The sequence below is a fragment of the Caulobacter sp. Root343 genome, from assembly GCF_001425745.1.
Lineage (GTDB): Bacteria > Pseudomonadota > Alphaproteobacteria > Caulobacterales > Caulobacteraceae > Caulobacter.
The window spans coordinates 58,472-84,747 of the sequence record NZ_LMDF01000001.1; the positions used below are offsets into that span (position 1 = coordinate 58,472).

31 protein-coding genes and 1 pseudogene are annotated in these 26,276 nt (G+C 68.1%); 22 read left to right on the plus strand and 10 right to left on the minus strand.

Annotated elements, in window-relative coordinates; translation table 11 throughout:
• Positions 1-211: 211 nt before the first annotated feature.
• The 10 genes from ASC70_RS00290 to ASC70_RS00335 all read left to right on the plus strand — a co-directional run bounded on the left by ASC70_RS00290 (position 212) and on the right by ASC70_RS00335 (position 10,150).
• On the plus strand, positions 212-679 hold the full coding sequence (locus ASC70_RS00290) for a division/cell wall cluster transcriptional repressor MraZ (RefSeq protein ID WP_056045226.1): 468 nt from the start codon (positions 212-214) through the stop codon (positions 677-679).
• Positions 676-1,611 carry a 16S rRNA (cytosine(1402)-N(4))-methyltransferase RsmH gene (gene rsmH, locus ASC70_RS00295; protein ID WP_056045229.1) on the plus strand — a complete coding sequence of 312 codons (936 nt, stop codon included), beginning with the start codon at positions 676-678 and terminating at the stop codon, positions 1,609-1,611. The genes ASC70_RS00290 and rsmH overlap by 4 nt, the downstream gene beginning before the upstream one ends.
• Complete coding sequence (locus ASC70_RS00300) at positions 1,608-2,063, plus strand: hypothetical protein (protein WP_056045232.1); 456 nt, start codon at positions 1,608-1,610, stop codon at positions 2,061-2,063. Before rsmH ends, ASC70_RS00300 begins: the two co-directional genes overlap by 4 nt.
• The gene (locus ASC70_RS00305; protein WP_056045235.1) at positions 2,060-3,832 is read left to right on the plus strand and encodes a penicillin-binding protein 2; all 1,773 of its coding nucleotides are present in this window, start codon (positions 2,060-2,062) and stop codon (positions 3,830-3,832) included. The genes ASC70_RS00300 and ASC70_RS00305 overlap by 4 nt, the downstream gene beginning before the upstream one ends.
• On the plus strand, positions 3,829-5,289 hold the full coding sequence (locus ASC70_RS00310) for a UDP-N-acetylmuramoyl-L-alanyl-D-glutamate--2,6-diaminopimelate ligase (protein WP_056045240.1): 1,461 nt from the start codon (positions 3,829-3,831) through the stop codon (positions 5,287-5,289). The genes ASC70_RS00305 and ASC70_RS00310 overlap by 4 nt, the downstream gene beginning before the upstream one ends.
• Entirely contained in the window at positions 5,282-6,670 is a 1,389-nt protein-coding gene (murF, locus tag ASC70_RS00315) for a UDP-N-acetylmuramoyl-tripeptide--D-alanyl-D-alanine ligase (protein ID WP_056045243.1), read from the plus strand. Before ASC70_RS00310 ends, murF begins: the two co-directional genes overlap by 8 nt.
• Positions 6,670-7,782 carry a phospho-N-acetylmuramoyl-pentapeptide-transferase gene (gene mraY / locus ASC70_RS00320; RefSeq protein WP_047412412.1) on the plus strand — a complete coding sequence of 371 codons (1,113 nt, stop codon included), beginning with the start codon at positions 6,670-6,672 and terminating at the stop codon, positions 7,780-7,782. The genes murF and mraY overlap by 1 nt, the downstream gene beginning before the upstream one ends.
• Positions 7,783-7,795: 13 nt before the next feature.
• Positions 7,796-9,211: a UDP-N-acetylmuramoyl-L-alanine--D-glutamate ligase gene (gene murD / locus ASC70_RS00325; RefSeq protein WP_056045246.1), complete on the plus strand. Its 1,416-nt coding sequence runs from the start codon at positions 7,796-7,798 to the stop codon at positions 9,209-9,211.
• A gap of 178 nt (positions 9,212-9,389) precedes the next feature.
• Positions 9,390-9,752 carry a DUF805 domain-containing protein gene (locus tag ASC70_RS00330; RefSeq protein WP_056045249.1) on the plus strand — a complete coding sequence of 121 codons (363 nt, stop codon included), beginning with the start codon at positions 9,390-9,392 and terminating at the stop codon, positions 9,750-9,752.
• A 92-nt stretch (positions 9,753-9,844) separates the two neighbouring features.
• On the plus strand, positions 9,845-10,150 hold the full coding sequence (locus tag ASC70_RS00335; protein ID WP_056045252.1) for a hypothetical protein: 306 nt from the start codon (positions 9,845-9,847) through the stop codon (positions 10,148-10,150).
• 111 nt (positions 10,151-10,261) lie between these two features.
• Here the strand turns inward: ASC70_RS00335 and ASC70_RS00340 are convergent, their stop codons facing one another.
• Positions 10,262-11,278 carry a sensor histidine kinase gene (locus ASC70_RS00340; RefSeq protein ID WP_056045254.1) on the minus strand — a complete coding sequence of 339 codons (1,017 nt, stop codon included), beginning with the start codon at positions 11,276-11,278 and terminating at the stop codon, positions 10,262-10,264.
• 134 nt (positions 11,279-11,412) lie between these two features.
• Here ASC70_RS00340 and ASC70_RS00345 point away from each other — a divergent pair, with 134 nt between their 5' ends.
• Positions 11,413-11,844 carry a thioredoxin domain-containing protein gene (locus ASC70_RS00345; RefSeq protein ID WP_056045257.1) on the plus strand — a complete coding sequence of 144 codons (432 nt, stop codon included), beginning with the start codon at positions 11,413-11,415 and terminating at the stop codon, positions 11,842-11,844.
• Here ASC70_RS00345 and ASC70_RS00350 read toward each other — a convergent pair.
• Complete coding sequence (locus tag ASC70_RS00350) at positions 11,841-12,725, minus strand: LysR family transcriptional regulator (RefSeq protein WP_056045260.1); 885 nt, start codon at positions 12,723-12,725, stop codon at positions 11,841-11,843. The two genes, ASC70_RS00345 and ASC70_RS00350, sit on opposite strands and share 4 nt — an antisense overlap.
• A gap of 119 nt (positions 12,726-12,844) precedes the next feature.
• Between ASC70_RS00350 and speB the strand changes: the two genes are divergently transcribed.
• Positions 12,845-13,663 (plus strand): agmatinase, encoded by an 819-nt coding sequence (speB, locus tag ASC70_RS00355; protein ID WP_056045266.1) that lies wholly within the window; start codon positions 12,845-12,847, stop codon positions 13,661-13,663.
• Here the strand turns inward: speB and ASC70_RS25770 are convergent.
• Both ASC70_RS25770 and ASC70_RS00360 read right to left on the minus strand, forming a co-directional pair.
• Positions 13,660-13,791, minus strand: a complete 132-nt coding sequence (locus tag ASC70_RS25770) for a hypothetical protein (protein ID WP_255354998.1) — start codon at positions 13,789-13,791, stop codon at positions 13,660-13,662. The two genes, speB and ASC70_RS25770, sit on opposite strands and share 4 nt — an antisense overlap.
• Position 13,792: 1 nt before the next feature.
• Positions 13,793-14,152, minus strand: a complete 360-nt coding sequence (locus tag ASC70_RS00360) for a DUF6481 family protein (protein ID WP_056045269.1) — start codon at positions 14,150-14,152, stop codon at positions 13,793-13,795.
• Between the two features lie 239 nt (positions 14,153-14,391).
• Between ASC70_RS00360 and ASC70_RS00365 the strand changes: the two genes are divergently transcribed.
• The 3 genes from ASC70_RS00365 to murG all read left to right on the plus strand — a co-directional run bounded on the left by ASC70_RS00365 (position 14,392) and on the right by murG (position 17,037).
• The gene (locus ASC70_RS00365; protein WP_056046163.1) at positions 14,392-14,667 is read left to right on the plus strand and encodes a hypothetical protein; all 276 of its coding nucleotides are present in this window, start codon (positions 14,392-14,394) and stop codon (positions 14,665-14,667) included.
• Positions 14,668-14,777: 110 nt separating this feature from the next.
• On the plus strand, positions 14,778-15,950 hold the full coding sequence (ftsW, locus tag ASC70_RS00370) for a putative lipid II flippase FtsW (protein WP_047412435.1): 1,173 nt from the start codon (positions 14,778-14,780) through the stop codon (positions 15,948-15,950).
• A 1-nt stretch (position 15,951) separates the two neighbouring features.
• The gene (murG, locus tag ASC70_RS00375) at positions 15,952-17,037 is read left to right on the plus strand and encodes an undecaprenyldiphospho-muramoylpentapeptide beta-N-acetylglucosaminyltransferase (RefSeq protein WP_056045273.1); all 1,086 of its coding nucleotides are present in this window, start codon (positions 15,952-15,954) and stop codon (positions 17,035-17,037) included.
• 2 nt (positions 17,038-17,039) lie between these two features.
• Here the strand turns inward: murG and ASC70_RS00380 are convergent, their stop codons facing one another.
• Positions 17,040-17,684 (minus strand): DUF4145 domain-containing protein, encoded by a 645-nt coding sequence (locus ASC70_RS00380; RefSeq protein WP_056045276.1) that lies wholly within the window; start codon positions 17,682-17,684, stop codon positions 17,040-17,042.
• A 328-nt stretch (positions 17,685-18,012) separates the two neighbouring features.
• On the opposite strand from ASC70_RS00380, the gene ASC70_RS00385 reads away from it, so the two are divergent.
• Positions 18,013-18,351, plus strand: coding sequence for a hypothetical protein (locus tag ASC70_RS00385; RefSeq protein ID WP_056045279.1), 339 nt, complete (start codon positions 18,013-18,015; stop codon positions 18,349-18,351).
• A gap of 34 nt (positions 18,352-18,385) precedes the next feature.
• On the opposite strand, the gene ASC70_RS00390 is transcribed toward ASC70_RS00385, so the two are convergent.
• From ASC70_RS00390 to ASC70_RS00405, 4 genes are all read right to left on the minus strand, one after another.
• Complete coding sequence (locus tag ASC70_RS00390; RefSeq protein ID WP_056045282.1) at positions 18,386-18,712, minus strand: type II toxin-antitoxin system RelE/ParE family toxin; 327 nt, start codon at positions 18,710-18,712, stop codon at positions 18,386-18,388.
• Complete coding sequence (locus ASC70_RS00395; protein WP_056045285.1) at positions 18,709-18,942, minus strand: hypothetical protein; 234 nt, start codon at positions 18,940-18,942, stop codon at positions 18,709-18,711. The genes ASC70_RS00390 and ASC70_RS00395 overlap by 4 nt, the downstream gene beginning before the upstream one ends.
• Before the next feature lie 158 nt (positions 18,943-19,100).
• Positions 19,101-19,388, minus strand: a complete 288-nt coding sequence (locus ASC70_RS00400) for a hypothetical protein (RefSeq protein ID WP_056045287.1) — start codon at positions 19,386-19,388, stop codon at positions 19,101-19,103.
• Between the two features lie 110 nt (positions 19,389-19,498).
• Positions 19,499-20,020 (minus strand): hypothetical protein, encoded by a 522-nt coding sequence (locus ASC70_RS00405; RefSeq protein WP_056045289.1) that lies wholly within the window; start codon positions 20,018-20,020, stop codon positions 19,499-19,501.
• On the opposite strand from ASC70_RS00405, the gene murC reads away from it, so the two are divergent.
• The 4 genes from murC (at position 20,019) to ASC70_RS00425 (ending at position 24,236) form a co-directional block, all read left to right on the plus strand.
• Positions 20,019-21,437: a UDP-N-acetylmuramate--L-alanine ligase gene (murC, locus tag ASC70_RS00410; RefSeq protein ID WP_056045291.1), complete on the plus strand. Its 1,419-nt coding sequence runs from the start codon at positions 20,019-20,021 to the stop codon at positions 21,435-21,437. The two genes, ASC70_RS00405 and murC, sit on opposite strands and share 2 nt — an antisense overlap.
• Positions 21,434-21,709 carry a hypothetical protein gene (locus ASC70_RS00415; protein ID WP_056045292.1) on the plus strand — a complete coding sequence of 92 codons (276 nt, stop codon included), beginning with the start codon at positions 21,434-21,436 and terminating at the stop codon, positions 21,707-21,709. The genes murC and ASC70_RS00415 overlap by 4 nt, the downstream gene beginning before the upstream one ends.
• Positions 21,710-21,718: 9 nt before the next feature.
• A complete protein-coding gene (gene murB / locus ASC70_RS00420; protein WP_056045293.1) occupies positions 21,719-22,621 on the plus strand; it encodes a UDP-N-acetylmuramate dehydrogenase in 903 nt (300 codons plus the stop codon).
• A gap of 214 nt (positions 22,622-22,835) precedes the next feature.
• Positions 22,836-24,236, plus strand: coding sequence for a M20/M25/M40 family metallo-hydrolase (locus ASC70_RS00425; protein ID WP_056045294.1), 1,401 nt, complete (start codon positions 22,836-22,838; stop codon positions 24,234-24,236).
• A 3-nt stretch (positions 24,237-24,239) separates the two neighbouring features.
• Here ASC70_RS00425 and ASC70_RS25370 read toward each other — a convergent pair.
• Positions 24,240-24,381: pseudogene (locus ASC70_RS25370) on the minus strand (hypothetical protein); the annotation flags it as partial.
• A gap of 60 nt (positions 24,382-24,441) precedes the next feature.
• Here ASC70_RS25370 and ASC70_RS00430 point away from each other — a divergent pair.
• Both ASC70_RS00430 and ftsQ read left to right on the plus strand, forming a co-directional pair.
• Complete coding sequence (locus tag ASC70_RS00430) at positions 24,442-25,398, plus strand: D-alanine--D-alanine ligase (RefSeq protein ID WP_047412462.1); 957 nt, start codon at positions 24,442-24,444, stop codon at positions 25,396-25,398.
• The gene (ftsQ, locus tag ASC70_RS00435; protein WP_056045299.1) at positions 25,367-26,275 is read left to right on the plus strand and encodes a cell division protein FtsQ; all 909 of its coding nucleotides are present in this window, start codon (positions 25,367-25,369) and stop codon (positions 26,273-26,275) included. Before ASC70_RS00430 ends, ftsQ begins: the two co-directional genes overlap by 32 nt.
• Position 26,276: the final 1 nt, after the last annotated feature.

Sequence of the window (26,276 nt, forward strand, 5' to 3'; positions counted from 1 at the left end):
CCAACCGCCGCTCCGCTCGGGCTCCATTCAATCAGTTCTGTGTATGTTCTGTGGATTAACTATCACGCCCAGTGAAGAAGGGGTGCGACACCTTTGAAATCTCGATGAAACGGGCTTTGGTGTCATTGTCTCCCAGTTCATCCCATGTTAACCCAATTTGCGTCGGGGCGGGCTTAGCCGACCGACGTGGGTCTGGCGGGGTTCGGCTTTCGTGTTTCTCTCGACGTTCGAGAAACAGCTCGACAGCAAGCGGCGCATCGTTGTGCCGCAGGAATTCCGCGCGGCGGTCTCCGGCCTGTTCGACGGGATCTTCTGCTTCCCCGCGATCGAGGCCGATTGTCTGGAAGCTGGCGGAAAAGCCTTGTTCGACCGTTATTTGGACGTGATCGAGGAGCTGCCGTTCGGCGATCCGACGCGCTCGGCCCTGGAGGTCAGCATCCTGGGCGGCATGGCCAAGCTGTCGTTTGATACAGCTGGTCGCATTACGCTTCCCGACCAGCTGTGCGAAATGTGCGGTCTCACGGATTGGGTGACCGTCGTCGGTATGGGTGAGCGTTTTCAGATCTGGTCGCGCGAGGCCTTTCAGGCCCATCGCGCGGCGCAACGTGACCTGGCCCGGGAAGGCCTGGCGGCTCTGCGCACCCAGCAGCGCGCAGCCAAGCTGGGGAGCGCGTCGTGAGCGAAGCGCCGCACGTCTCGGTCCTGCTGGACGAAGTGGTCCAGGCCCTGGGCGCCAAGCCGGGCGAGACGATCATCGACGGAACCTTCGGCGCGGGCGGCTATACCCGCGCGATCCTGGCGACCGGCGCGACCGTCGTGGGTTTCGACCGCGATCCCACCGTTCAGCGCTTCGCCGAGGGTCTGCCGGCGGACCGCTTCCGCCTGATCCAGGACCGCTTCTCCCAGATGGCCGAGCACTTCGAGCCGCGGTCGGTCGACGGCGTGGTGCTGGATATCGGCGTGTCGTCCATGCAGCTGGACGAGGCCGAGCGCGGTTTCTCGTTCATGCGCGACGGCCCGCTGGACATGCGGATGAGCGACACCGGCCCGACCGCCGCCGACCTGGTCAACGAGCTGGACCACACCGAGCTGGCCCGCATCCTCTACGTCTATGGCGAGGAGCATGCCTCTCGCCGCATCGCCAGCTTCATCGTCAGGCGCCGCGAGGAGCGCAAGTTCGAGCGCACCCTGGACCTGGCTCACGTGATCGAGCGCGCGCTCGGCGGTCGCAAGGGCGCCAAGGTCCACCCGGCCACGCGCTCGTTCCAGGGGCTGCGCATCGCGGTCAATGACGAGCTGGGCGAGCTGGAGGCCGGCCTCGCCGCGGCCGAGCGCATCCTGAAGCCGGGCGGTCGTCTCGCAGTGGTCACGTTCCACTCGTTGGAAGACCGTATCGTCAAGAATTACCTGGCCGAGCGGGCCGGGCGCACGCCGGGCGGCTCGCGCCACCTGCCGCAAGCGCCCGCCGGCGCGCCCGCCAGCTTCCAGCTGATCGCCAACAAGGCCATCGCCCCGGGCGAGGCCGAGCTGGCCGTCAATCCCCGCGCGCGCTCGTCGAAGCTGCGCGCCGCCGTGCGCACCGAGGCGCCGGTCTGGGAGGCCGCGGCATGAGCGTCGCCGGCGTCTTCAACCGCCGCGTCCGTGGCTTCCGGGTCGTCGAGGTCGTGGGCCTTTGCATACTGATCAGCCTGGTCACCAGCGTCTATCTGGCCAAGACCTTCGCCGGCAGCGAGCGCCAGGAGATCGGCCGCATCGAGCAGGAGATCCAGGACGAGGCCGTCCGCAAGCGCCTGCTGGAGGCCGAGGTCGCCCACCTGGAGCAGCCGCGTCGCATCGAGCAGTTGGCGCAGATGATGCAGCTGAAGCCGATCGCGCCGGACCACGAGATCACCGAGGACGCGCTGATCGACGTCGCCCGTCGCCGTGAACTGCCGCGCGCTCCGGTCGCCGCCGTCCCGGTCGCGCCCGAGGCCCTGGCCACCGACGCGCCCGAGGCCCTGCCGGACGACGCTTCGGTCCCTCCGCCTCCGCCCCCTCCACCGCCGCAAGGGGGGCTGGAATGAGCCTCTCGAACCTGGGTCCGAACGGCTTCCAGCCCGCCGCCTGGCGCTGGCTGATCGAGCGGGTCTGGCGGCTGGAGCACGCGTTCGAGCGCTCGCGCGCCGCCGCCAAGCCCGAAGACGACACCCGCATCCGCATCTTCCTGGTGATGGCCTTCTTCAGCCTGTGCTTCGTCGGCGTGGCGCTGGGGGCGGGGTGGGCGGCGCTGTTCTCCCACGCGGGGCAGGGCACGGGCTATGCCCAGGGCGCGGACGGCGCGCGCGGCGACGTGGTCGACCGCAACGGCAAGCTGCTGGCCGTCGACCTGGCCCACTACGCCCTCTACATCGACCCGCGCGAGGTCTGGGACGGCAAGGAAACCCGCGTGGCGCTGGGCAAGGCCCTGCCGCAGGTGCCGGGCAAGCGCCTGGACAAGGCCGTGTTCGGCGACCACCGCGCCTTCGTGCTGGGCGGCCTGACCCCCGATGAAAAGGACGCGATCTTCAACCTCGGCCTGCCCGGCGTGTCGTTCGAGGAGCAGGAGCGACGCATGTATCCGCTGGGCGCGACGGCCGCGCACCTGATCGGCTTCGTCGACAGCGGCGGCAAGGGCCTGGCCGGCGCCGAACGCGCCCTGGACGATCCGATCCGCAAGGCCGCCGGCCTGGACGGCGGCGCGCCGACCCAGCTGTCGATCGACGTGCGCGTGCAGGCCGCTCTCGAGGACGAGCTGCGCAAGGCCGCCCAGGAGTTCACCCCGAAGGGCGCCGTGGGCCTGGTCACCAACGTCCACACCGGCGAGATCCTGGGCCTGGCCAGCTATCCCGACTACGACGCCAACAAGGCCGGCGACGCGACCGACGACCAGCGCCTGAACCGCGCCGCCGCCGCGGTCTACGAGATGGGCTCGACCTTCAAGGCCTTCACCGTGGCCATTGGCCTGGACACGGGCGTCGCTACCGCCTCCTCGACCTTCGATGCGCGCGAGCCGTTCAAGCTGGGCTACCGCACCATTCACGACTATCACGCGGCCAAGGCGATCCTGACCCTGGTCGAGGTGTTCAAGCACTCGTCGAACATCGGCACGGCCATGCTGGCCGAGCGGATCGGCGGCGAGCGCCTCAGCCAGTACTTCACCAATCTGGGCCTGACCAAGCCGGCCAAGGTCGAGCTGCCGGAGTCGGCGCGGCCCCTGACCCCGCGCAAGTGGGACCAGGACGCGGTGGCCTCCACCTCGTTCGGCCACGGCATGAACATCAGCCCGCTGGCCCTGGCCCAGGCGATGAACGCCATCGTGAACGGCGGCGAGCTGCTGCCCCTGACCATCAAGAAGATGCCGCCGGGCGTGCGTCCCGAAGGAAAGCAGGTGCTCTCGGAGAACACCTCGATGGAGATGCTGAAGATCATGCGCGCCAACGTCGTGCCCGGCGAGGGCGGCAGCGGCGGCAAGGCCGACGTGCCCGGCCTTTCGGTCGGCGGCAAGACCGGCACCGGCGAGAAGTACGACCCCTCGATCCGCGGCTACAACCACCAGCGCCAGGTTTCGTCGTTCGCGGCGGTGTTCCCGACCGACGGCGCGCTGGAGGCCGATCGCTACTTCGTGCTGATCCTGCTGGACGAGCCGCACGGCACGGCCAAGACCTTCGGCTTCTCGACCGGCGGCTGGGTCGCCGCGCCGGCCGCGGGCCGGGTGATCGAACGCATCGCGCCCTTCCTGGGCGTTCAACGCAAGACCGAGCTGGTGACCATCGCCAGCCCATCCAAGCCGGCTGCTCCGGAGGCGGGACTATGACCAGGCGTCTGTCGGAACTGTTCAACCGTCCGTTCGCCAGCGACCCGCTGATCGCCGGCGTCACCGCCGACAGCCGCAAGGTCACGGCTGGCTGGCTGTTCGCCGCCCTGCCGGGCACCAAGGTCGACGGCCGCGACTTCGCGCCGGGCGCGGTGTCCAAGGGCGCCGCCGCCGTCCTGGCCCCCGAGGACGGGCTGGAGGGCCTGGGCGTGCCGGTGGTCCGTTCCGAGGACGCCCGCCGCGCCTACGCCCTGGCCTCGGCCGCCTTCTGGGGCAAGCAGCCCGCCATGTGCGTGGCCGTCACCGGCACCAACGGCAAGACCTCGGTCGCCGGCTTCGCTCGCCAGATCTTCGCCCGCCTGGGTCACAAGGCCGCCAGCATGGGCACCCTGGGTGTGGTGGTCAGCGAAGCCGGCCAGCCCGACCAGCAGCTGACCCCGCCCGGCCTGACTACGCCGGACGCCGGCGACGTGGCCGAGATGGTCGCGCGCCTCGCCGAGATGGGCGTCACTCACCTGGCCCTGGAGGCCAGCTCGCACGGCGTCGACCAGCGCCGCGTCGACGGGGTCAAGTTGCACGCCGCCGGCTTCACCAACTTCACCCAGGACCACCTCGACTATCACGGCTCGATGGAGGCCTATCGCGCGGCCAAGCTGCGCCTGTTCGACACCCTGACGCCGACCGGCGGCACGGCGGTGCTGAACGCCGACAGCGAGGCCTTCCCGAACTTCGCCGCCGCCGCCGTCACTTCGGGCCAGAGCGTGTTCTCGGTGGGCGAGGACGGCCAGGGCCTGCGCCTGGTCACCCGCACCCCGACGCCGGAAGGCCAGCGCCTGCTGATCGAGGCACAAGGCGTCGCCTACGACATTGGCCTGCCGCTGGCCGGGGCCTTCCAGGCCTCGAACGTGCTGGTCGCGGCCGGCCTGTGCATCGCCGCCGGCGAGGACGTCGCCAAGGTGCTGAAGGCGCTGGAGACCCTGGAAGGCGCGGCCGGCCGTCTGCAGCGCGTCGGCCGTGGCCAACGCGGCGGCGAGGCCTATGTCGACTACGCCCATACGCCCGACGGGCTGGAGACGGTGCTGGAAGCCCTGCGCCCGCACACGGCCGGCAAGCTGATCGCCGTGTTCGGGGCCGGCGGCGACCGCGATCGCGGCAAGCGTCCCCTGATGGGCGCCATCGCCGCGCGCCTGGCGGACGTCGCCATCGTCACCGACGACAATCCGCGCTCGGAGGATCCCGCCTCGATCCGCGCCGCCATCCTGGACGCCGCGCCCGGCGCGCGCGAGATCGGCGACCGTCGCGCCGCCATCCGCGCCGGCGTCGAGCTGCTGCGCGAGGGCGACGTCCTCGTGATCGCCGGCAAGGGCCACGAGCAGGGCCAGGTCGTCGCCGGCGTCGTCCACCCGTTCGACGACGTGGCCGAGACCCTCGAAGCGTTGGAGGGCGTGGATGCCTGAAGCGCTGTGGACCGCTGACGAGATCGCGAAAGCCGTTGGCGGCGAGGTCGCCGGCGACTTCACCGTGACAGGCGTCTCGATCGACACCCGCTCGGTGGAGCCGGGCGACCTGTTCGTGCCGCTGGTCGGCGCGCGCGACGGGCATGAGTTCGTGCCGCAGGCCGTGGCGAGCGGCGCGACCGGCGTTCTGGCCGCCAAGGCTGTCGACGCTCCGGCCGTGATGGTCGCGGACACCTTCAAGGCGCTGGAAGCGCTCGGCGTCGCCGCTCGCGAGCGCGCGCCGCAGTGCAAGCGCGGGGCGGTGACCGGCTCGGTCGGCAAGACCAGCGTCACCCGCGCCGTCGAGGCGGGCCTGCGCTTGGCGGGCAAGGCCCACGCCTCGGTGAAGTCTTACAACAACCACATCGGCGTGCCCCTGACCCTGGCGCGGATGCCGCGCGACACCCAGCGCGCCGTGTTCGAGGTCGGCATGAACCACGCCGACGAGATCACCCCGCTCAGCCAGTTCGTCCGCCCGCACGCCGTGGTCATCACCACGGTCGGGCCGGTGCACCTCGAGAACTTCGCCGACGGCGAGGAGGGCGTCGCCCGCGCCAAGGCCGAGATCTTCGCGGGGCTGGAGCCGGGTGGCGTCGCGGTGCTGAACGCCGACAATCGCTGGTTCGACCTGCTGAAGGCCGGGGCCGAGAAGGCCGGCGCGCTGGTCTGGAGCTTCGGCGAGGCCGAAGGCGCGACCGCGCGCCTGACCGGGTTCGCCGTGGACGGCGAGGGCGCCACCGTCTCGGTCGATCTGCGCGGCGAAGCCCTCAGCTTCCCGATCCGCCAGACTGGCGTCCACTGGGGTCCCAACAGCCTCTGCGTCCTGCTGATGCTGGAAGCCCTGGACGTGCCGCGCGAGACCGCGTTGGCGGCCCTGGCGGCTTTCGCGCCGATCGAGGGGCGCGGGGCCGAGAAGACGGTCCGCATCGACGGCGGCGCCTTCACCCTGGTCGACGAGAGCTACAACGCCAACCCAGTCTCGATGCAGGCCGCGCTGAAGACCCTGGGGGCGCGCAAGGTCGCCGGCCGCCGGGTCGCGGTGCTGACCGACATGCTCGAATTGGGCGAGGGCAGTAGCCGTTTTCACGCCGAGCTTGCAGAGCCGATCGCGCGTGCAAACGTTGACGTGGTGTTTCTCGCAGGCGTCCACATGAAATCACTGTGGGAGGCGCTTCCGCCGACTCGGCGGGGCGGCTACGCGGAAGTTACCGAAAAGTTAACGACGGCGCTGGCGGGGGCGATCAAGCCCGGCGACGTGGTGATGGTGAAGGGGTCGAACGGCTCCAGGGCCGGCGTTCTCGCCGGCGCCTTGGCCGCGCTCGACCTTGGGGAACAGGGCTGATGCTGTACTTCCTGTACGAATGGCTGGCGCGCACGCAAGAGCACGTCCCGGCGCTGAACCTCTTGAAATACCTGACCTTCCGGTCGGGCATGGCCATGCTGACCGCCTATGTCGTCGCCGTGGCCATGGGCTCGCGCTTCATCCGCTGGATGAAGGCCAAGCAGGGCAAGGGCCAGCCGATCCGCACCGACGGCATCGCCCGCCACGTCACCGAGAAGGCCGGCACGCCCACCATGGGCGGCTTCATGATTCTGGCCGGCCTGTTCGTCGGCGCCCTGCTGTGGGCGGACCTGCGCAACATCCACGTCTGGGTCGTGCTGCTGGTCACCGGCAGCTACGGCGTGCTGGGCTTCATGGACGACTACGCCAAGGTCACCAAGCAAACCACGGCCGGCCTCTCCAGCGTCCAGAAGCTGATCGCCCAGTTCATCGTGGCCATCGCCGCCACCGTGATCCTGATCCTGTTCGCGCCCAAGTCGCCGATGACGCCGGGCATGGAGACCAGCGTGGTCTTCCCGATCTTCAAGGCGCTGGTGGTCAATCTGGGCTGGTTCTACGTCGTCTTCGCGGCCGTCACGATCGCCGGCTTCTCCAACGCCGTGAACCTGACGGACGGCCTGGACGGCCTGGCCATCGTGCCGGTGATGTTCGCCGCCTCGACCTTCGGCCTGATCGCCTACCTGGTGGGCAACTACAAGTTCGCCGACTATCTGAACCTGCACTTCGCGCCGGGTGTCGGCGAGCTGGCGGTGCTGTGCGGCGCGATCATCGGCGGCGGCATGGGCTTCCTCTGGTACAACGCCCCGCCGGCCAAGATCTTCATGGGCGACACCGGTTCGCTGGCCCTGGGCGGCGCGCTGGGCGCGATCGCCGTCTGCGCCAAGCACGAGCTGGTCTTGGGCATCGTCGGCGGCCTGTTCGTGGCCGAGGCGCTGAGCGTCATGATCCAGGTCGCCTACTTCAAGAAGACCGGCAAGCGGGTCTTCCTGATGGCGCCGATCCACCACCATTTCGAGAAGCTGGGCTGGGCTGAATCCACCGTCGTGATCCGGTTCTGGATCGTGGCGATGATGCTGTCCTTCGTCGGCCTCGCCACCCTGAAGCTGCGTTAGGAGACCCCGGAAGATGATCCCCGTCCGCGGATTCGAGGACAAGACCGTCGCGGTGTTCGGCCTGGGCCGGACCGGACTGACGGCCGCGCGCGCCTTGATCGCGGGAGGGGCCAGGGTCGCCCTGTGGGACGAGAAGCCGGCCAGTCGCGAGGCCGCCGCCGCCGAGGGCTTCCCCGTCGTGGACCTGGAAGCCGCCGACTGGACTCAGTTCGCGGCCCTGATGTTGTCGCCGGGCGTGCCGCTGACCCATCCCAAGCCGCACTGGACCGTCGACAAGGCCAAGGCGGCCGGCGTCGAGATCCTGGGCGACGTCGAGCTGTTCGCCCGCACGGTCAACGCCGCGCCGATCCACAAGCGCCCGAAGATCATCGCCATCACCGGCACCAACGGCAAGTCGACCACGACCGCCCTGATCGGCCATCTCTGCGCCTCGGCCGGTCGCGACACCCGGATCGGCGGCAATATCGGCCAGGGGGTCCTCGGCCTGGAGGACATGCACGGCGGCGCGGTCTATGTGCTGGAGCTGTCGTCGTACCAGCTGGACCTGACCTCCAGCCTGCACCCCGACGCGGTGGTGCTGCTGAACATCTCGCCCGACCACCTGGACCGCCACGGCGGCATGGACGGCTATATCGCCGCCAAGCGCCGGATCTTCCTGAACCAGGGCAAGGGCGACACGGCGATCATCGGGGTCGACGACGCCTGGTGCCAGCAGATCTGCACCGAGATCACCGCCGCCAACCGCCGGACCATCTGGCCGATCAGCGCCGGCAAGGCCATGGGCCGGGGCGTCTATGCTCTGCAGGGCGTGCTGTACGACGCCACCGGCGAGCGGGTCGTCGAGGTCGCCGACCTGCTTCGGGCCCGCAGCCTGCCCGGCCGCCACAACTGGCAGAACGCCGCCGCCGCCTACGCGGCCGCGCGGGCCATCGGCATTCCCATCCACGACGCGGTCGACGGCCTGATGAGCTTCCCGGGCCTGGCCCACCGGATGGAGACGGTCGGCAAGCTGGGCCGGGTCCGCTTCGTCAATGACAGCAAGGCCACCAACGCCGACGCCGCCCGCCAGGCGATGTCATCCTATCCCAAGTTCTACTGGATCGCCGGCGGCGTCGCCAAGGCTGGCGGCATCGAGGATCTCAAGGACCTCTTCCCACGCATCGCCAAGGCCTATCTGATCGGCGAGGCGGCCCAGCCGTTCTCCTGGACCCTGGCCGGCAAGGCCGAGGTCTCGCTGAGCGTCACCTTGGAGAAGGCCGTCCAACAAGCCTATGCCGACGCAGCCGCCAGCGGCGAGGACGCCATCGTCCTGCTCTCGCCCGCCTGCGCCTCGTTCGACCAGTTCAGCGATTTCGAGGCCCGGGGCGAGGCGTTCCGCGCGGCGGTGAACGGGCTGGCGGTGAGCGGCGGCAAGGTGGCGGTGGCTTAGAATCGCCCATCTCGCGAGGGTCGGTTTCCGGCGCGAGCGTCAATTTCTGGACCCGACCTAGGCGGGCATTGGTGTTGTGGCTCTCGCCACCCGTTGAAATGTCTCTACCACTACGGGAAGCGTGGCTATATGCATGCGCAAACGTTGCGGAGGGGGAATGGGGTTTCTACGCGGACGAATGAACCGTGCGACCTACTGGTGCTGCATCGCGTTCATGGCGGCAGTGGTTGGTGCTCTCTATGTCTTCGGTGGAATGCAGCCTCGCGTCAGCGAGGTCGTCCTCGTACTGCTGGCGGTTCCTCGCTTGCATGACATCGATCGATCTGGATGGATTGCTGTCGGCGTCTTTGCTTTGGAGATCACGATAGTTCTCGCGCTCTCGGTATGGCTTGATGATGAAGAGCTTGTTCTTGAAGGTCTCGGGTTTGTGGCACTGGCAATAGCTATGCTTCTCATCTGGCTCGGCCTCATCCCCGGCGATCAGTATGGAAATCGCTACGGAGAGGCGCCCAGGCCAGGCGTTTCGTTTGGTAGACGCTAACAGCTGGTGGAAGGCCGTCTAAGTCCGCTAACCACCCGTTGCGGAAATTGGTGGCCCGTGCTGCCTTCGCCTCCCTAGGGAGAGTAGTCAGCATGCATCGATATTCCTCCTTTGCAGGCCTGCGCAACGTCATCGTACAACTGCCGCCGAGCTTCAACTTTCCCTTGTTAGAGCCCATGCGAGACCCGATGCGTAATCTTGGCGCCTGGGGAGCGGTCATTCTCGCGCCCGTGGGCTTCGGCATGCTGCTCACTGCGCTGGGCGGCAAACGCCAGACGTCGCGACAATGGGCCGATGAAGTCGGCGTCGATCTCGCGACCTGGTGCGCGTTGGGAGGCATCTTCTTGGTCGGCGGTCTGGCGCTCTTGGCCATCATCCGTTGGTCCGACCGGAAATAGCACAGCGCCTTAGCATGCAGAGGGCAGCCGGCGACCATGGCGGCTTCCCACCCATAGCGGCCGTGCGGATCGTCCGATGTGGACGCGGATGAGTTCCCGCCCCGCCACCCCTCACCCCAGCGGCATGAACGCGTCGATCTTGTCCAGGGACGACAGCGGCGAGCGGATCGAGCAGCGCAGGCCTTCGGAGCGGTAGTCGACCGCCACGGCGCCGCCCAGCTCGTTGGGCAGGGCCAGTTCGACGATGCGGGAGCCGAAGCCGCGCCGTTCGGGCTTGCGCACCTCCGGTCCGCCGCGCTCGGCCCATTCGATATAGAGCTGGTCGTTGGACTCGACGTGCCAGCGGATGTCCACGTGGCCGCCGGGGGCCGAGAGGGCGCCGTACTTCAGGGCGTTGATCGCTAGTTCGTGGAAGGCCAGGGCCATGACCACGGCCGGCTTGGGCGAGACCTTCAGGTCCTGGCCGGTGATGGTCAGCTGGCCGGGATTGGAGCGGTAGGGCGTCACCGAGCCGTCGACGATCTGGCGCAGGCTGGCGGCCGACCAGTTCTGGTCCGTCAGCACGTTGTGGGTGGCGGCGATGGCCATCAGCCGGCCCTCCAGGGCGTCGCGCACCGAGATATCGACGCCGGCGTTGCGCAGCGACTGCTTGGCGATCGACTGCACGGTGGCCAGGGTGTTCTTCACCCGGTGGTTCAGCTCGTTGACCAGCAGCTGGCGGTGGCTTTCGGCCAGGCGCTCGCCGGTGACGTCGCGCGAGGTGGCCAGCACGCGGATGACGCGCTCGCCCTCGAGAATCGGCGAGACGGTGGTGTCCCACCAGCGCGGCGAGCCCTTGGCCGTGGGGCAGGCGGCGCGGAAGGCGACGGCGTGGCCGTCCAGGGCCGTCCGCAACGCCTGTTCGACGGTCTCGCGGCTCTCGGGCGGCCACATCTCGGGCCAGTAGCGACGCCGGTTGCGGCCGTCGAAATCCTCGATCTCGAACAGCGCCTGGCCTTGGGCGTTCATGTACTCGACGACGCCGTCGGCGCTGATCACGCGGATACAGTCCTGGCTGGCCTCGACGACGCTGAGGAAATAGGCCCCCGCGCCTTCCAGAACCGTTTTGTCAGAGCCTTCGTCAGCCACCAGTCGTCCCTGCCGCCGCGCCCATGATCACCGGCTGGCCGACGATTACAAGCCATGCGTCTCGTCTTATAGGGGAACGGCGTCCGAGGGGCGGGTGTTCGCCCTTCGGTGTTTGGCGGCGAAGGAGCCGGGTCATGTCCCAGATCGCCTGCGTGGCTTGCGGAGCGGGCAATCGCCTCCCGGAGGACCGCGATCCGCTCTCGGCCAAGTGCGGCCGCTGCAAGGCGATGCTGTTCACCGGCGCGCCCACGGCGGTGACCGGCGCGGCGCTGGACCGCCACCGCCGCCTGACCCGAGGCGTGGTGCTGCTGCTGGACGTCTGGGCGCCGTGGTGCGGGCCGTGCCGGACCATGGCCCCGCACTTCGAGGCCGCCGCGCGCCAGCTGGAGCCGACCGCGCGCCTGCTGAAGCTGGACTCCGAGGCCGAGCCCGCCGCCGCCGGCGCGCTGAACGTCAGCAGCATTCCCACCCTGATCCTGTTCAAGGACGGCGCGCCGGTCGCGCGCCAGGCGGGTGCGATGAGCACGGCCCAGATCGTCGACTGGACGAAGCGGGCCCTGGCCTAGGCGACCAGCGCCGCGATCAGCGCCTTGACCCGCGCCGTGTTCGCCAGGGTCGGACGGGTCACCGCCTGGATGCGGCGGGTCAGGGCGAGGTCGGCGACGGTCCGGCCGACGACGCCCTCCGCGCCCGAGAACGTGAAGGCCATCTCCGGGGCGAAGCCGACGCCCAGGCCCGCCGCCACCATCCGCAGCATCAGATCGTAGTCGTCGATGGTGTGGACGATGCGAGGCGAGAAACCGGCCAGGGCGCAGGCGCGTTCGGCCAGACGATGGTCATCCGACTGCCGCGAGCCGACGATCCAGTCTGCCCGGGCCAGGTCGCGCAGATCGACGGGACCTTCGCCGGGCCGATCGGCGGGCAGGGCCAGCAGGACCGGCTCCTCCAGAAGCGGAAAGGTCGATAGCCCAACGGCGTCGCCGCGCGGCGTCAGGTTGTAGGCGAAGTCGATGGCCAGGTCGCGGCGGCCCTCGCGCACGGCGTCCAGCGAGTCGATCGGCTCTTCCTCGCGGACCGTCACCTTCAGGCCCGGCCAGCGGGCGCGCAGGCGCAGCACGGCGGGCAGCAGCCGGGCCTTTGCGAAGCTGGGAAAGGTGGCGACCTCCAGGTCGCCGTCGGGGACTTCGCGAGCGCCGCGCAGGTCCAGTTCGGCCGCCTCGACAGCCTGCATGATGGTCTCGGCGTGGGCGGCCAACCTCTGGCCCTCGGCGGTCAAGCGCACACGGCGGCCGATCCGCTCCAGCAGCGGGGCCCGCGCCTCGCGCTCCAGGATGGCCAGTTGCTGCGACACGGCCGAGGAGGTCTGGCCCAGGACGTCGGCGACGGCGGTCATGGTCCCGAGGCGGGCGAGTTCGCGCAGCAGACGCAGGCGGGCAAGGTCGAGCATGGGGTATCTCGTAGGATAGCTTAGCAACATCATTAGCGCATTGAAGTGGAGCTAATAAAGCGCCGGCCCTACGAACGCCCTGCGGCCAAGGCCGCCCCGTTTCATTTCCGAGGCCGAAGATGACGAGCGTTTCCCTGCTGGGCGTGCCCCATGACGACTATTCCTCGCACCTGAAGGGCGCGGCCGGCGCGCCGGGGCCGATCCGCCAGGTGCTGTGGTCCGACGCCCACGGGCTGGTCAGCGAGACGCGGGTCGACCTGGGCGAGCCCGGGCGGCTGGTCGACCACGGCGACGTGGCCTTCGACGCGGCGACCGACCCTTGGGACGCGATCGAGGCGAAGGTGGGTCAGGTGCTGAAAGCGGGACATCCGCTGATCAGCCTGGGCGGCGACCATGCGGTCAGCCATCCGATCCTGCGCGCGACGCGCAAGCGCCATCCGCGCCTGACCATCGTGCACATCGACGCCCACAGCGATCTCTACGACGTCTATCAGGGCGATCGGCGGTCGCACGCCTGCCCGTTCGCGCGGATCATGGAGGAGGAACTGGCCGACCGGTTGATCCAGATCGGCATTCGCTGCGTGAACCCGCACCACGACGCCCAGATCGCCCGGTTCGGCGTGGAGGTGGTCGAGGCGCATCTCTGGCGCCGCAGCCTGCCGCTGAAGCTGGACACGCCCGTCTATGTGTCGCTGGACCTCGACGCGCTGGACCCGGCCTTCGCGCCGGGCGTCTCGCATCCCGAGCCGGGCGGTCTGTCGACGCGGCAGGTGATCGACATCATCCACACGATCGATCAGCCGATCGTCGGCGCCGACATCGTCGAGTACAATCCCGGCCGCGACGTGAACGGCCTGACCGCCGGGGTGGCGGCCAAGCTGCTCAAGGAGATCGCCGGCATGATGGTCCGGACTAGCTCCGGGGCTGGCCGAAGCTAGGCGTTCTCGTCCGAGGGTTGCTCGTCGCTGGCCGGGGGACGCTTGGCGGCGGCCTTCTCGGCGGCCTTGGCCGCCTTCTGGCGCTCGCGTTCCTTGCGTTCGAAATCGTAGTTGGGTTTACGGGCCATCTTAAGAGCGCGCCTTCCGTGCGGCGTAGCGCGCGTCGCGCTTGGCCTTGGCTTCGGCGTTCGAGAGCGCCTTGCGTTCCTTGCGCTCGCCGCGCTTGGCGGTCAACGCGTCGGCGGCGAGGGCGGCTTCGGCGTCGACCAGGGCCTGGGCGGTCTCGGCGGCGGCTTGGCGCACGGCGGCCTTGGCCACGGCCCGGTCCTCACGCACCTGGCTCAGTTCGGCGGTCCGCATCTCGGCGCGCTGGGCGAACTGAGGATCGGTGCTTGACGCGCGCGGCTTGAACTTGGCCAGCAGGGCCGCCTTTGCGTCGGCGGCGGTCTTCTGGCGTTGCGTGTGGCCGATGTCTTGCGATGCGTGCATGAGGTCTTTCGTGAAGCGCGGCTCTAGGCGAGCCACGAGATCGGGTCCCAAAAGGATTTGAGACAAGCCAAAGCCAAGCTTCAATGAATTGGCGAGAAGCCGGCGGCCCGATCGATTTCTGGAAAATCCACTATGCGCGAAGTTCTCACCAGGGCGCAATGTCTTTTTGAGTTTTATTTTTGCGGTGGCGGCGAAATTCGGAGTAATGATCGGTCTTTGAAGTTCTCGGTGTGTATTCCATGGCTTTCGGCAAGGTTTCCAAGCCGCCCCGCACGGGCGCTGGCGCATTGATCCTCGAGCGCGAGGAGCGGGCGGTGGCCTTCTCCGTGCTGTTCGCGGACGGCCAGGGCGCCAAGCGTGGCGGCAAGGGCAGCATCACCGCCGACGCCGAGGTGCTGCGCCAGGCCTTCCGCAGCGGCGAGTGCCGCCTGGTCCTGGACGACGGCGTCGCTCTGCGGATCGCGGTGATCGCCCACACCGACGGCGGCGACACGGCCTATTTCGAGCTGCGCTGAGGTCCAAGGCGGGAGGGGCCGGGGCGCGCTACGCGCTTTTCGCCGCATGTCCACGGACTTAGACTGGCCAAGCAAGATTTGATTAACCCTGCGGTCCGACTCTTCCCGCCATGGCCTCCAACGCGACACACGCCTTCGCCCGCACCGACCGCACCGCGCTCGGCATCTGGTGGTGGACGACTGATCGCTGGCTCCTTGGAGCCACGGCGCTGTTGGTCACCCTGGGCATGCTGCTGTCGTTCGCCTCGAGCCCGGCGGCGGCCCAGCGGATCGGCATCGGCGACCAGTTCCACTTCGCCCTGCGCCAGTGCGTGTTCGCCAGCGGCGCGGCGGTGATCCTGCTGACCACGTCGATGCTGTCGCCCAAGGGGATCCGGCGTTCGGCCTTCTTCATCTATATCGCGGCGATCGCCATCATGATCGCCTTGCCGTTCATCGGCCACAACGCCAAGGGCGCCACCCGCTGGCTGCAGTTCGGCGGCTTCACCCTGCAGCCGTCCGAGTTCATGAAGCCCGCCCTGATCGTGCTGGTGTCGTGGATGTTCTCGGAAGGCCAGAAGGGCGAGGGCGTGCCGGGCGTCTCGATCGCCTTCCTGCTGTATTTCATCGCCGTGGCCCTGCTATTGATCCAGCCGGACGTCGGCCAGACCGTGCTGATCACCATCGCCTTTGGCGCCGCCTTCTGGATGGCCGGGGTGCCGATCTCGTGGATCATGGGCCTGGGCGCGGTGGCGCTGGCGGGCCTGGGCTCGACCTATTTCCTGTTCGACCACGTGCACGCCCGGGTGCAGAAGTTCCTCAGCCCCGACCAGGCCGACACCCACCAGGTGACCCGCGCCGCCGAGGCCATTCGCGCCGGCGGCCTGTTCGGCCGCGGCCCGGGCGAGGGCGTCATGAAGCGCCACGTGCCCGACCTGCACACCGACTTCATCTATTCGGTCGCGGCCGAGGAATACGGCCTGATCTTCTCGTGGGCCCTGATCGGCCTGTTCGCCTTCGTGGTGGTGCGCGGATTGTTCAAGGCCATGAAGCTGAACGACTCGTTCGAGCAGGTCGCGGCCGCCGGCCTGTTCGTGCTGGTGGGCCAGCAAGCCATCATTAACATCGCGGTGAACTTGAACATGATCCCGACCAAGGGCATGACGCTCCCGTTCATCAGTTACGGGGGCTCTTCGATGCTCGCGATGGGTTTGACGCTGGGCATGGCCCTGGCCTTGGTGCGCAAGCGCCCCGGCGCCTATGGGGCCAGCGGCGAGTACGGCGCCGACGGTGCGTTCGCCTGACATGAGCAAGCTGGCTGTCGTCGCCGCCGGAGGAACCGGCGGCCACATGTTCCCCGCCCAGGCCCTCGCCGAGGCCTTGTCCGCCCGTGGCTGGCGCGTCGTTCTGGCCACGGACGATCGCGGCGCGCTCTACGCCGACAAGTTCCCGGCGCAGGAGCGGCTGGCCCTGTCGGCCGCCACCGCTAAGGCCAACGATCCGCTGGGCATGGTCAGGGCCGGCTTCGTGGTCATGCAGGGCGTGATGGAGGCCCGCGCGGCCTTCAAGCGCCTGGACCCGGCCGTGGTGGTCGGCTTCGGCGGCTATCCCGCCCTGCCAGCTCTGCTGGGTGCGCTCAGCCAGAAGCGCCCGACGGTGATCCACGAGCAGAACGCGGTGCTGGGCCGCGTGAACCGCTTCCTGGCGTCCAGGGTCGACGCGGTCGCCTGCGCCTTCCCGACCTTGCAGATGGCCAAGCTCGGGGTGAAGGCCAAGGCCCACGTGGTCGGCAACCCGATCCGCCCGCCGGTGCGCGCGCTCTACGACGTGCCCTACCTCGCGCCCGAGGTGCAGCTGCGCGTGCTGGTCACCGGCGGCAGCCAGGGCGCGCGCTTGCTGTCCGAGCTGATCCCCGAGGCGGTGGCCAAGCTGCCCGAGGACGTCCGTTCGCGGCTGAAGGTGTTCCAGCAGGCCCGCGCCGAGAGCATGGAAGGCGCGCGCAAGATCTATCGCAACGCCATGGTCGACTGCGAGGTCGCGCCGTTCTTCCGCGACATGGCCGGCTATTTGCGCCAGGCCCATCTGGTCATCGGCCGCTCGGGCGCCTCGACCTGCACCGAGCTGGCCGTGGCCGGCCGGCCGTCGATCCTGGTGCCGCTGAAGATCGCCGCCGACGACCACCAGCGCTTCAACGCCAAGCTCCTGGAAGAGGCGGGCGGCGCGGCCGTCTGCCTCGAGGACGAGCTGACCGTCGACGCCATGGCCGGGGCCCTGAACGCCCTGCTCAAGGATCCCGAGCGTCTGGAGCGGATGGCGGCCGGCGCACGCAGCGTGGCCAAGCCGAACGCGGCGGAAGAGCTGGCGGACCTGGTGGAGAAGACGGCGCGGTAGGATTACTGTTTCTTCATAGCCCGCATGCGCGCAACCAGACTGGTGTATTGATAAACTGCTTTGAGAAGCTCCTTGGCCAACTCAAGAGCCAAGGAGGCTTCTATCTCCGTGATGTCGTCATAGGATTTAGCTTCTATGTGCGCGGCGTCATTCCCGAGAAGGCGCAGCTCATGAGCTGCCTCGAAAAGTTCGGTAGGTATTATTACGCTCGATTTTAGGGCTTGAAGTCGAGCAAAGAGATCTTTGCCTGCGGCTTTCCTGTCCTCACAGAGTTCTTCAAGCACCCTCCGAACCATCAAGGCGGATGCTCGGTAGGCCCCGGCACCGTGACACAGAATAGCCTCTTCCAGCGATCTCAATATCGGCGCTGGGAGGCTGGAGGCATCGAAGTCTATCAGCTGGAGAGGATAGGTTTCGAGAATATCGTTAGCCTGAACAACTACGAACACGATTGCTCGGCAATCTGAATTTGGGCAAATCCTCACTCCAGCGTGCCGCAACGCAATGCTGCCGGAATTTGAGGATTTCCAGTTCAAGTCGGTTACATTCTGATGACCTGTAAAGACGCCGATCTGGCGGCAAGATGGGCATCTGAGGCTGACGGGGTAGGCGGAGGCGTGCTGACTTGGGCTTTCAAGATGTTGCATCACTCAACTCCTGCCGAATGATGATTGCTATCGCGAGTCGTCCTTCAAGCTGAGCAGCTACGATGAGTTTGCTCCAACCTGTCCTGCGGCTCCGCTCCCCGCCTCGATCAGCGGCCGCCTGATCCTCACCGCCTCCTCGACGCCTTCCGCCACAGGGAACTTGGCGCATGGATCATGTCCTCGCAGATCACCGCGGCCACAGACATCGTTTACGCTGTCCGATAAAAGCCGAGCGTGCGGGCGGTTATCGCTCGTGATCGGACGTCGGAGCTTTGCCCGAAACTCTCAAAATGTTGCTATTTTGTTCCATGTAGGTCAAGCATCCAGAATGACTGCGGAACATATTCGATTTTCCGAGCACACGGTCCGCTACATGGATCAAGACGGTCAAGAGCGTGAGTTCGCGATCGTTTTCGAGTTCGGTACAGACCATGACGTTGAGGTCGCTGGCGAAGTGATCACGACCATGCGAACCGGCCGCGCGCGCTTTGAATTTCTAGGCCAGAACTCATCGAGCCGAGCCTTGGGCGAGAATGAGGTACAGTTGGTCCATCGTCTAATGAAGATCTGCGGCAGCCAGTTATTGTGGTTGTCGAAAAACTCGGGTTTCGAACTCTACCAATACCAGCCCGGCGATGCGAAGGAGCCTCTAGACTTTTTCAAGTGATCGGATGGCGCGGCCGTGTGCTCGCGCCGGCCTCTCAGACGTCGTCTCCGGCCATCCAGGCCGGCAGGTCACTTGAAGCGTACAGCACACGCCAGACGTCGACGTGGTCTTCCCGGGGCGCGTAGAACACGACGTAGGGATAGCCGCGCAGGGGCCAGCTTCTTAGGCCGGGCAAGCCAAGTTCATGGGCGTAACGGGTCGCGCCCGCGTCCGGCCGTTCGCCGATCAGCCGGTAGGCGCGTTCCAGCGCGTCGATAAAGCCGACCGCGACCTTCTCCCCAGCCTTGGCGAGATAGAAGTCCAGCGCGTCATTGACGTCCTCCTCGGCCCGAGCTCTCGGGATGACGTCCCTGCGGTTCACGAACGGGTTCGCACGCGCGCCCGAAGGTCTTCGAAATAGCGAGCGTCCGCCTTGGCGCCCGGCGCGGATCCGGCGCCGTCCAGCAGCAGGCCGCGGAGACGCTGACGGTCCTGATCCTTACGGATCAGCTCGCGGATATATTCGCTGCTCGTGCCATAGCCTCGACCGGCGACCTGCTCGTCGACGAAGGTCTTGAGCGCGTCCGGCAGAGAAATGTTCATCGTCGTCATGGCGCGAGCATGAGGTTCTTGGCAAAAATTGGCAAGGAGCCGTCCGGACGAAACTACGGTTCAGCCCCTGTCTCGATCAGCGAACGGCGCGCGTGGCCAAGCCGCTGGAGCGGACGGCGCGTAGCGCGGACGGCCGAGCCGTCCGCGCCGGCTGGTCGCTATTGGCGGACCAGCTTCTCCATGTCCTCGGGTTTCACGGCTTGAGGCGCCGACTTGCTGGTCAGCGTGCCGTCCCACCAGGGGCAGCCTTCCGTGGTGTAGTACTCGAAGCACTCGTTCCACGCGGGCGAGAAGCGCGGGCCGACGGGATCGCACTTGGCCCAGCCCCACTGGATGCAGACCGGCGGCGGCGCGGCCATCGCCGGCTGGGCCAACAGGGGCAGGTTGAACAGGGTGATCGTCGCGACGGCGGCGCAGGCGGATTTCCAACGCAGGCTGGTCTTCATGTTCACTCCCTCCATCCTCGGCATGAGGATTGGCGGAAGCTTTCGCCTACGTCGCGCGATAGTCAATCTTAAGATGTAAAATGACCATTTCTATCTCAGGTCAAGCTTACTCAAGGCTCAGCCCCCGTCTCGATCAGCGGCCGCCCGATCCTCACCGCCTCTTCGACGCTTCCCGCCACCGCGACCTTGGCGAACGGCTTCCATCCATCACAGACGAGCTTGGCCACCGCCTCGTCCACGCCGCCCGCCGGCAGCGGCGCGGCCGGGCGCTGGTCGCCGGTGACCGGCCCCTCCCGACCACCGGCCCGGATGCTGCCGAAGCCCGCGTGGGCGATGGTGCGGGCGTCGCAGTCGATGACCTCGTGACGCCAGCCGCCCCAGAACTCGTCGGCCCCGGCCTTGAAGCCGCCCTCGGTGACCTGGAGGACGCGCAGCCGCGCGATCCGGCCGTTCCACTGGACGCTGCCCAGGTCGACGAAGGCCGCGAACCGGCCGACATCGGCCAGGCGCAGCTCAAGCGGGGCCAAGGGGGAGGCAGGCGAGGGGGCCTGGGCGAGGGCGGGCGCTGTCCACACCCCGAGCGCCAGGAGGGCGTTTCGCGTTGCGCGCAAATGGTCTAATCGGCTTTTCATGATCCAGCGTAGACGCCCCGTCCCCTTCGAACTCGGCCCCGTGCACTTCATCGGCATCGGCGGCATAGGCATGTCCGGCATCGCCGAGATCATGATCCGTATCGGCTACACCGTTCAGGGCAGCGACGCCAAGGCCAGCGCCAATACCGAGCGGCTGGAAAAGCTGGGCGCGCGGATCTTCATCGGCCACGAGGCCGGCCACGTCGAGGGCGCCTCGGCCATCGTCTATTCAACCGCCGTGAAGGCCGACAATCCCGAGATGGTCGCCGGCCGCGACAAGCGTCTGCCCCTCGTGCGGCGCGCCGAGATGCTGGCCGAACTGATGCGGCTGCAGTTCTCGGTGGCCGTGGGCGGCACCCACGGCAAGACCACCACGACCTCGATGGTCGCGGCCCTGCTGGACGCCGGCGGCCTGGACCCGACCGTGGTCAATGGCGGCATCATCAACGCCTACGGCACCAACGCGAAGGTCGGGGAGGGCGACTGGATCGTCGTCGAGGCCGACGAAAGCGATGGCAGCTTCCTGAAGCTGAAGTCCACCGTGGCCATCGTCACCAATATCGACGCCGAGCACCTGGACCACTGGGGCGACTTCGACGCGGTGAAGAAGGGCTTCCAGGCCTTCATCGAGAACATCCCGTTCTACGGCTTCGCGGCCGTCTGCACCGACCATCCGGAAGTCCAGGCCCTGACCTCGCGGATCGAGAACCGGCGCCTGGTGACCTACGGGACCAATCCGCAGGCCGAGGTGCGGGTCTCCAACATCGAGATGGGTCCCGAGGGCGCCAAGTTCGACATCGTCATCTCGCCGCGCGACGGCGAGGTCGTCCGCTACGACGGCCTGAAGATGCCGATGGCCGGCCACCACAACGTGCTGAACGCCACCGCCGCCGTCGCCGTGGCCCGCGAGCTGGGCCTCGACGCTGGATCGATCGCCAAGGGCCTGGCCGGTTTCGGCGGGGTCAAGCGCCGCTTCACCACCACGGGCGTGGCCAACGGCATCCGCGTCGTCGACGACTACGGCCACCACCCGGTCGAGATCGCCGCCGTGCTGAAGGCCGCCCGCGCGGTCTCGGCCGGCAAGGTGATCGCCGTGGTCCAGCCGCACCGCTTCACCCGCCTGCGCGACCTGATGACCGAGTTCAGCTCGTGCTTCAACGACGCCGACACGGTGATCGTGGCCGACGTCTATACGGCCGGCGAGCAGCCGATCGAGGGCGTCGACCGCGACCACCTGGTCGAGGGCCTCAAGAAATTCGGCCACCGCCGCGCCCTGCCGCTGGAGAGCCCGGCGGCCTTGCCGGCCCTGATCGCCGCCGAAGCGACCAGCGGCGACCTCGTCGTGCTGCTGGGCGCTGGCGACATCACCGCCTGGTCCTACGCCCTGCCGGGCCAGCTGGAAGCCTTGGCCAAGTGAAGATCGGCCGCTGGCTCGCGGCGAAGGCCGCGATCGTCGTCACGGTGATCGCGTACCTGGCCGGCAGCTGGTGGTTCACCGAGCTGCTGACCAAGCAACGTCCGGCGGCGCCGAGCGGCCGGTTCGTCACGCCGTTCAAGCAGCATGGCGGCGTGACCTATGTGACGCCGGTCGAACACGGGGTCCACATCGCCCTGATCGTCGTCGGCGTTCTGCTTGTCCTGGCCTGGTGGACGGTCGAGCACTTTGAGAAACGATCCAAGACGCGCTAGAGCCCTCGTATGAGCTGGAAAACCCATCTGCCCGCCGTGCGCGGCAAGTTGCTGATCGACGAGGCCCTGGCGCCGTTCACCTGGTTCCGGGTCGGCGGTCCGGCCGACGTGGTGTTCCTGCCGGCCGACGAACAGGACCTGGCCGACTTCCTGAAGGCCCTGGATCCGGCGGTTCCGGTGTTGGCCATCGGCGTCGGCTCCAACCTCCTGGTCCGCGACGGCGGCGTCGAGGGCGTGATCATCCGGCTGGGCAAGGGCTTCAGCGGCGTCGAGGCCCTCGGCGACAACCGCATCAAGGCCGGCAGCGCCGTGCCCGACGCCATCTTGGCCCGCAAGGCAGCCGAGGCGGGCATCGCCGGGCTGGAGTTCTACGCTGGCATTCCCGGCACGGTCGGCGGCGCCGTGATCATGAACGCCGGCTGCTACGGCTCCGAGACCGTCAACGTTATCAGGTCCGCGCGGGTGATGAACCGCGCCGGCCAGGTGTCCGAGATCGCCGGCGACGGCTTCGGCTACACCTATCGCCACAGCGCCCTGCAAGGCGCGGACCTGATCGTGCTGGACGCGATCTACGAAGGGACGTCCGACGCGCCCGAGGCGATCAAGGCCCGGATGGCCGAGATCACCAGCCGCCGCGAGACCACCCAGCCGATCCGCGAGAAGACCGGCGGCTCGACCTTCAAGAACCCGCCGGGCCATTCGTCGTGGAAGCTGGTCGACGAGGCCGGCTGGCGGGGCAAGCCCTTTGGCGGCGCGATGTTCAGCCCGCTGCACAGCAACTTCCTGATCAACACCGGCGAAGCCACCGCGGCCGACCTTGAAGGCCTGGGCGAGGCGGTCCGCGCCGACGTGCTGGCCAAGACCGGCGTCCAGCTGGACTGGGAGATCAAGCGGATCGGGCGAGGGAGCTAGCCGAACTCTGCTCCCCCCGCAATACGGGGGAGCTGTCGCGGAGCGACTGAGGGGGCTAGCTGGAGGTCGGCCGAGCTGGCCCTCTCCGGCCCTCCGAGCCACCTCCCCCGCATCGCGGGGGAGGAGAAAACAGGCGCCGCCCATACTTCGGCCCATTGCTGACTCCCCCTGGCGCGAACCGGTGCTATGACTCCCGCGCCATTGGGGAGAATCCTTGCTCATGTACCGTCGTCTTCTGGCCGCCTCCGCCACGCTCGCACTGATTTCGGGCGTCGCCCATGCCCAGGATGTCCGCACCGCCGAGACCCTGCGCGACAAGGCTCTGCTGGACCGCACCGCCTGGGAGATCACCGAGGATCTCACCACCACCATCGGTCCGCGCATCGTCGGCTCGCCGGCCATGGAGCGCGCCAAGGACTGGGGCGCGGCCAAGCTGAAGGCCATGGGCTTCACCAACGTCAAGATTGAGCAGTTCGCCAAGCCGTCGTGGACGCGCGGCGAGGAGAGCGCCTGGCTGGTCGGCCCCTATCCGCTGAAGCTGAACATCGTCGGCCTGGGCCGCACGATCCCGACCCCGCCCGAAGGCATCGAGGCCGAAGTGGCGCTGTTTCACACCTATGCCGACCTGATCGCCGCGCCGGAAGGCTCGTTGAAGGGCAAGATCGCGGTCATCACCCAGCCGATGGTCCGCGCCCAGGACGGCTACGGCTATGGTGTCGCCGGCGTCTCGCGCCGGGCCGGCCCGGTGGAAGCCGCCAAGCGCGGGGCCGTGGCCCTGCTGATCCGCTCGGTCTCGACCTCGGACTCGACCGTGCCGCACACCGGCGTCACCGGCTTCGGCCCCGACGTCGTCACCATCCCCGCCGCCGCCATGGGCGTGCCCGAGGCCGAGCAGCTGGAGCGCCTGGCCAAGAAGGGCCCGCTGCGCATCAAGCTGAAGCTGGCCTCGACCTCCGACGCCAATGACGTCGCCTGGAACATCTCGGGCGAGATCAAGGGCTCGGAGAAGCCGGACGAGGTGATCGTCATCGGCGGCCACCTGGACAGCTGGGACGTCGGCACCGGCGCCCTGGACGACGCCACCGGCGTGGCCATCACCACGGCCGCGGCCAAGCTGATCGGCGAGCTGCCCAAGCATCCCAAGCGCACCATCCGCGTGGTGATGTGGGGCTCGGAAGAGAGCGGCGGCTCGTCGGAAGCCTATGTCGCCGCCCACAAGGACGAGCTGGCCAAGATCGTGCTGGCGGGCGAGAGCGACACCGGCGCCGACCGGATCTATTCGCTGAAGCTGCCGGCGGGCGCCCAGAAGCACGCCATCGCCACCACGGCCGGCGATGTGCTGGCCCCGCTGAAGATCTACGTCAACCGCGACCCGTCCGCCCACGGTGGTTCGGACATCGAGGGCCTGGAGGCCGCCGGCGTGCCGTCGATCGAGCTGGAGCAGGACGCCTCGCGCTACTTCGACTACCACCACACCATGGACGACACCCTGAACAAGGTGCGTCCGGACGAACTGGCGCAGAACGTCGCCGCCTGGGCCAGCTTCCTCTACCTGGTGGCCGACAGCGACATCGACTTCCGCGCCATGAAGCCGGCGGCGGCGGCGGCGCACTAGCCTCCAAAATAACGTGTCATCCCGGAAGCCTCGCAGAGGCCGTCCGGGACCCAGGAGCCAAGCGCAGTGCGGCGGCCCCTGGGTCCCGGCTCTCCGCTGCGCTGCGGCCGGGATGACACGCTTTGTTTGGCAGGAGAGTTGGCAGGGTCCTCGCTGCTGACTAGGAGTGGCTCATCTCCAGCCTCTCCTAAGAGTCACCGCCTCCATGACCCAGCCCTTGTCAGGCCGCCACATCGCCGTGCTGCTCGGCGGCCCCTCGTCGGAGCGCGAGGTTAGCCTGGTCTCGGGCCGCGAGTGCGCCGACGCGCTGGAGCGGCTGGGCGCCAAGGTGACGCGGATCGACCCCGGCGCGGATGTCGCCCAGGTGCTGACCGCGACCAAGCCCGACCTCGTCTTCAACGCCCTGCACGGCGAGTGGGGCGAGGACGGCTGCGTCCAGGGCGTGCTGCAGACGCTGAAGCTGCCCTACACCCATTCGGGCGTGCTCGCCTCCGCCCTGGCCATGGACAAGGCCAAGGCCAAGGCCGTGCTGGCGGCGGCCGGCGTCATCGTCCCCGGGGGCGGCCTCTACAACCGACACGATGTCGCGCGCGACCATGTGTTGCAGCCGCCCTATGTGGTGAAGCCGAACGCGGAGGGATCCTCGGTCGGGGTGTTCATCATCAAGGAAGGCGCCAACCGTCCGCCGGAGGAATTAGCCTCGCCCGCCTGGACTTTTGGCGAGGAGGTGATGGTCGAGCCCTATATCCGCGGGCTGGAACTGGCCGTCGCCGTGCTCGGTGAGCCAAATGGTCCCAGGGCCATGGACGTCACGGAAATCCGTGCATCCACAGGTTTCTATGACTACGAGGCCAAGTACTCGGAGGGCGGTTCGATCCACGTGCTGCCGGCCCCAATCCCTGACGGCGTAAGGGATCGCGCCATGCGGATGGCCGAATTGGCGCACTCGGCTCTTGGTTGCCAAGGGGTGACTCGGTCCGACCTCCGTTATGACGACATTAACGACATTCTGGTCCTTCTAGAGGTCAACACACAGCCCGGCATGACGCCGACCTCGCTCGCTCCCGAGCAGGCCGCTCACGTCGGGATCTCGTTTGACCAGTTAGTTCTATGGATCGTGGAGGACGCTTATGCCCGCTGTAGTGCGGGGGGGACCGCCTAAGCCTAGGCGACCCCGGGCCGAAGCGCCCGCAAGTCCGAGCAAAGGTAAGCCGGCGCCCCGGGGGGCGCAGCCGGCCGCCAAGCTGCACGCCGCCAAGGGCGTGGGCCTCTCGCCCACGGTAGCCTTGACGGTGGCCGGCGCGGCCTTGGGCCTTGGGCTTGTGGTGATGTTGGCGACGGGTCACCGCGCCGAGCGCATCGGCGCGTCGGTGGCCCATGGCGTTGACAACAGCTTCGCCTCGGCGGGCTTCAAGCTGAAGACCGTACACATCAGCGGCGCGTCCTCGACCGCCCAGGCCGACATCCTGAAGGCCTCGGGCCTTTATCTGGACCAGCCGACCCTGGGCATGGACCTCGCCGACGTCCGCACGCGGGTGCAGGGCGTGGGCTGGGTTAAGGACGCCAAGGTGGTGCGCATGCTGCCCGACACCGTGCTGATCGCGGTGGAAGAGCGGCCGGCGCTGGCGGTCTGGCAAAACCAGGGCCGCATGAAGGTGATCGACGGCGAAGGCCGGGTGATCAGCGAGGCCGATCCGGCCCGCTTCCCCCAGCTGCCGCTGGTGGTGGGGCAGGGGGCGGACCAGGCCGCGGGCTTGATCTTGCCGGCGGTGGCCTCGCGGCCGCGCCTGCGCGACCGTCTGGAAGCGCTGGTGCGGGTGGACGACCGTCGCTGGGATTTGCGGCTGAAGGACGGCTCGCTGATCCAGCTGCCGGCCATTGACGAAGAATCCGCGCTGATTCAATTGGATCAGCTCGACCAACGGCAGCGAATCCTCGACATGGGTTTTGCGCGGATCGATCTGCGCGACCCCGAAATGGTGGCTGTGAGACCTCGCGACGCGGCGCTGCCTGGGCAGCCCGCGGCCGGCGGGGCGTAAC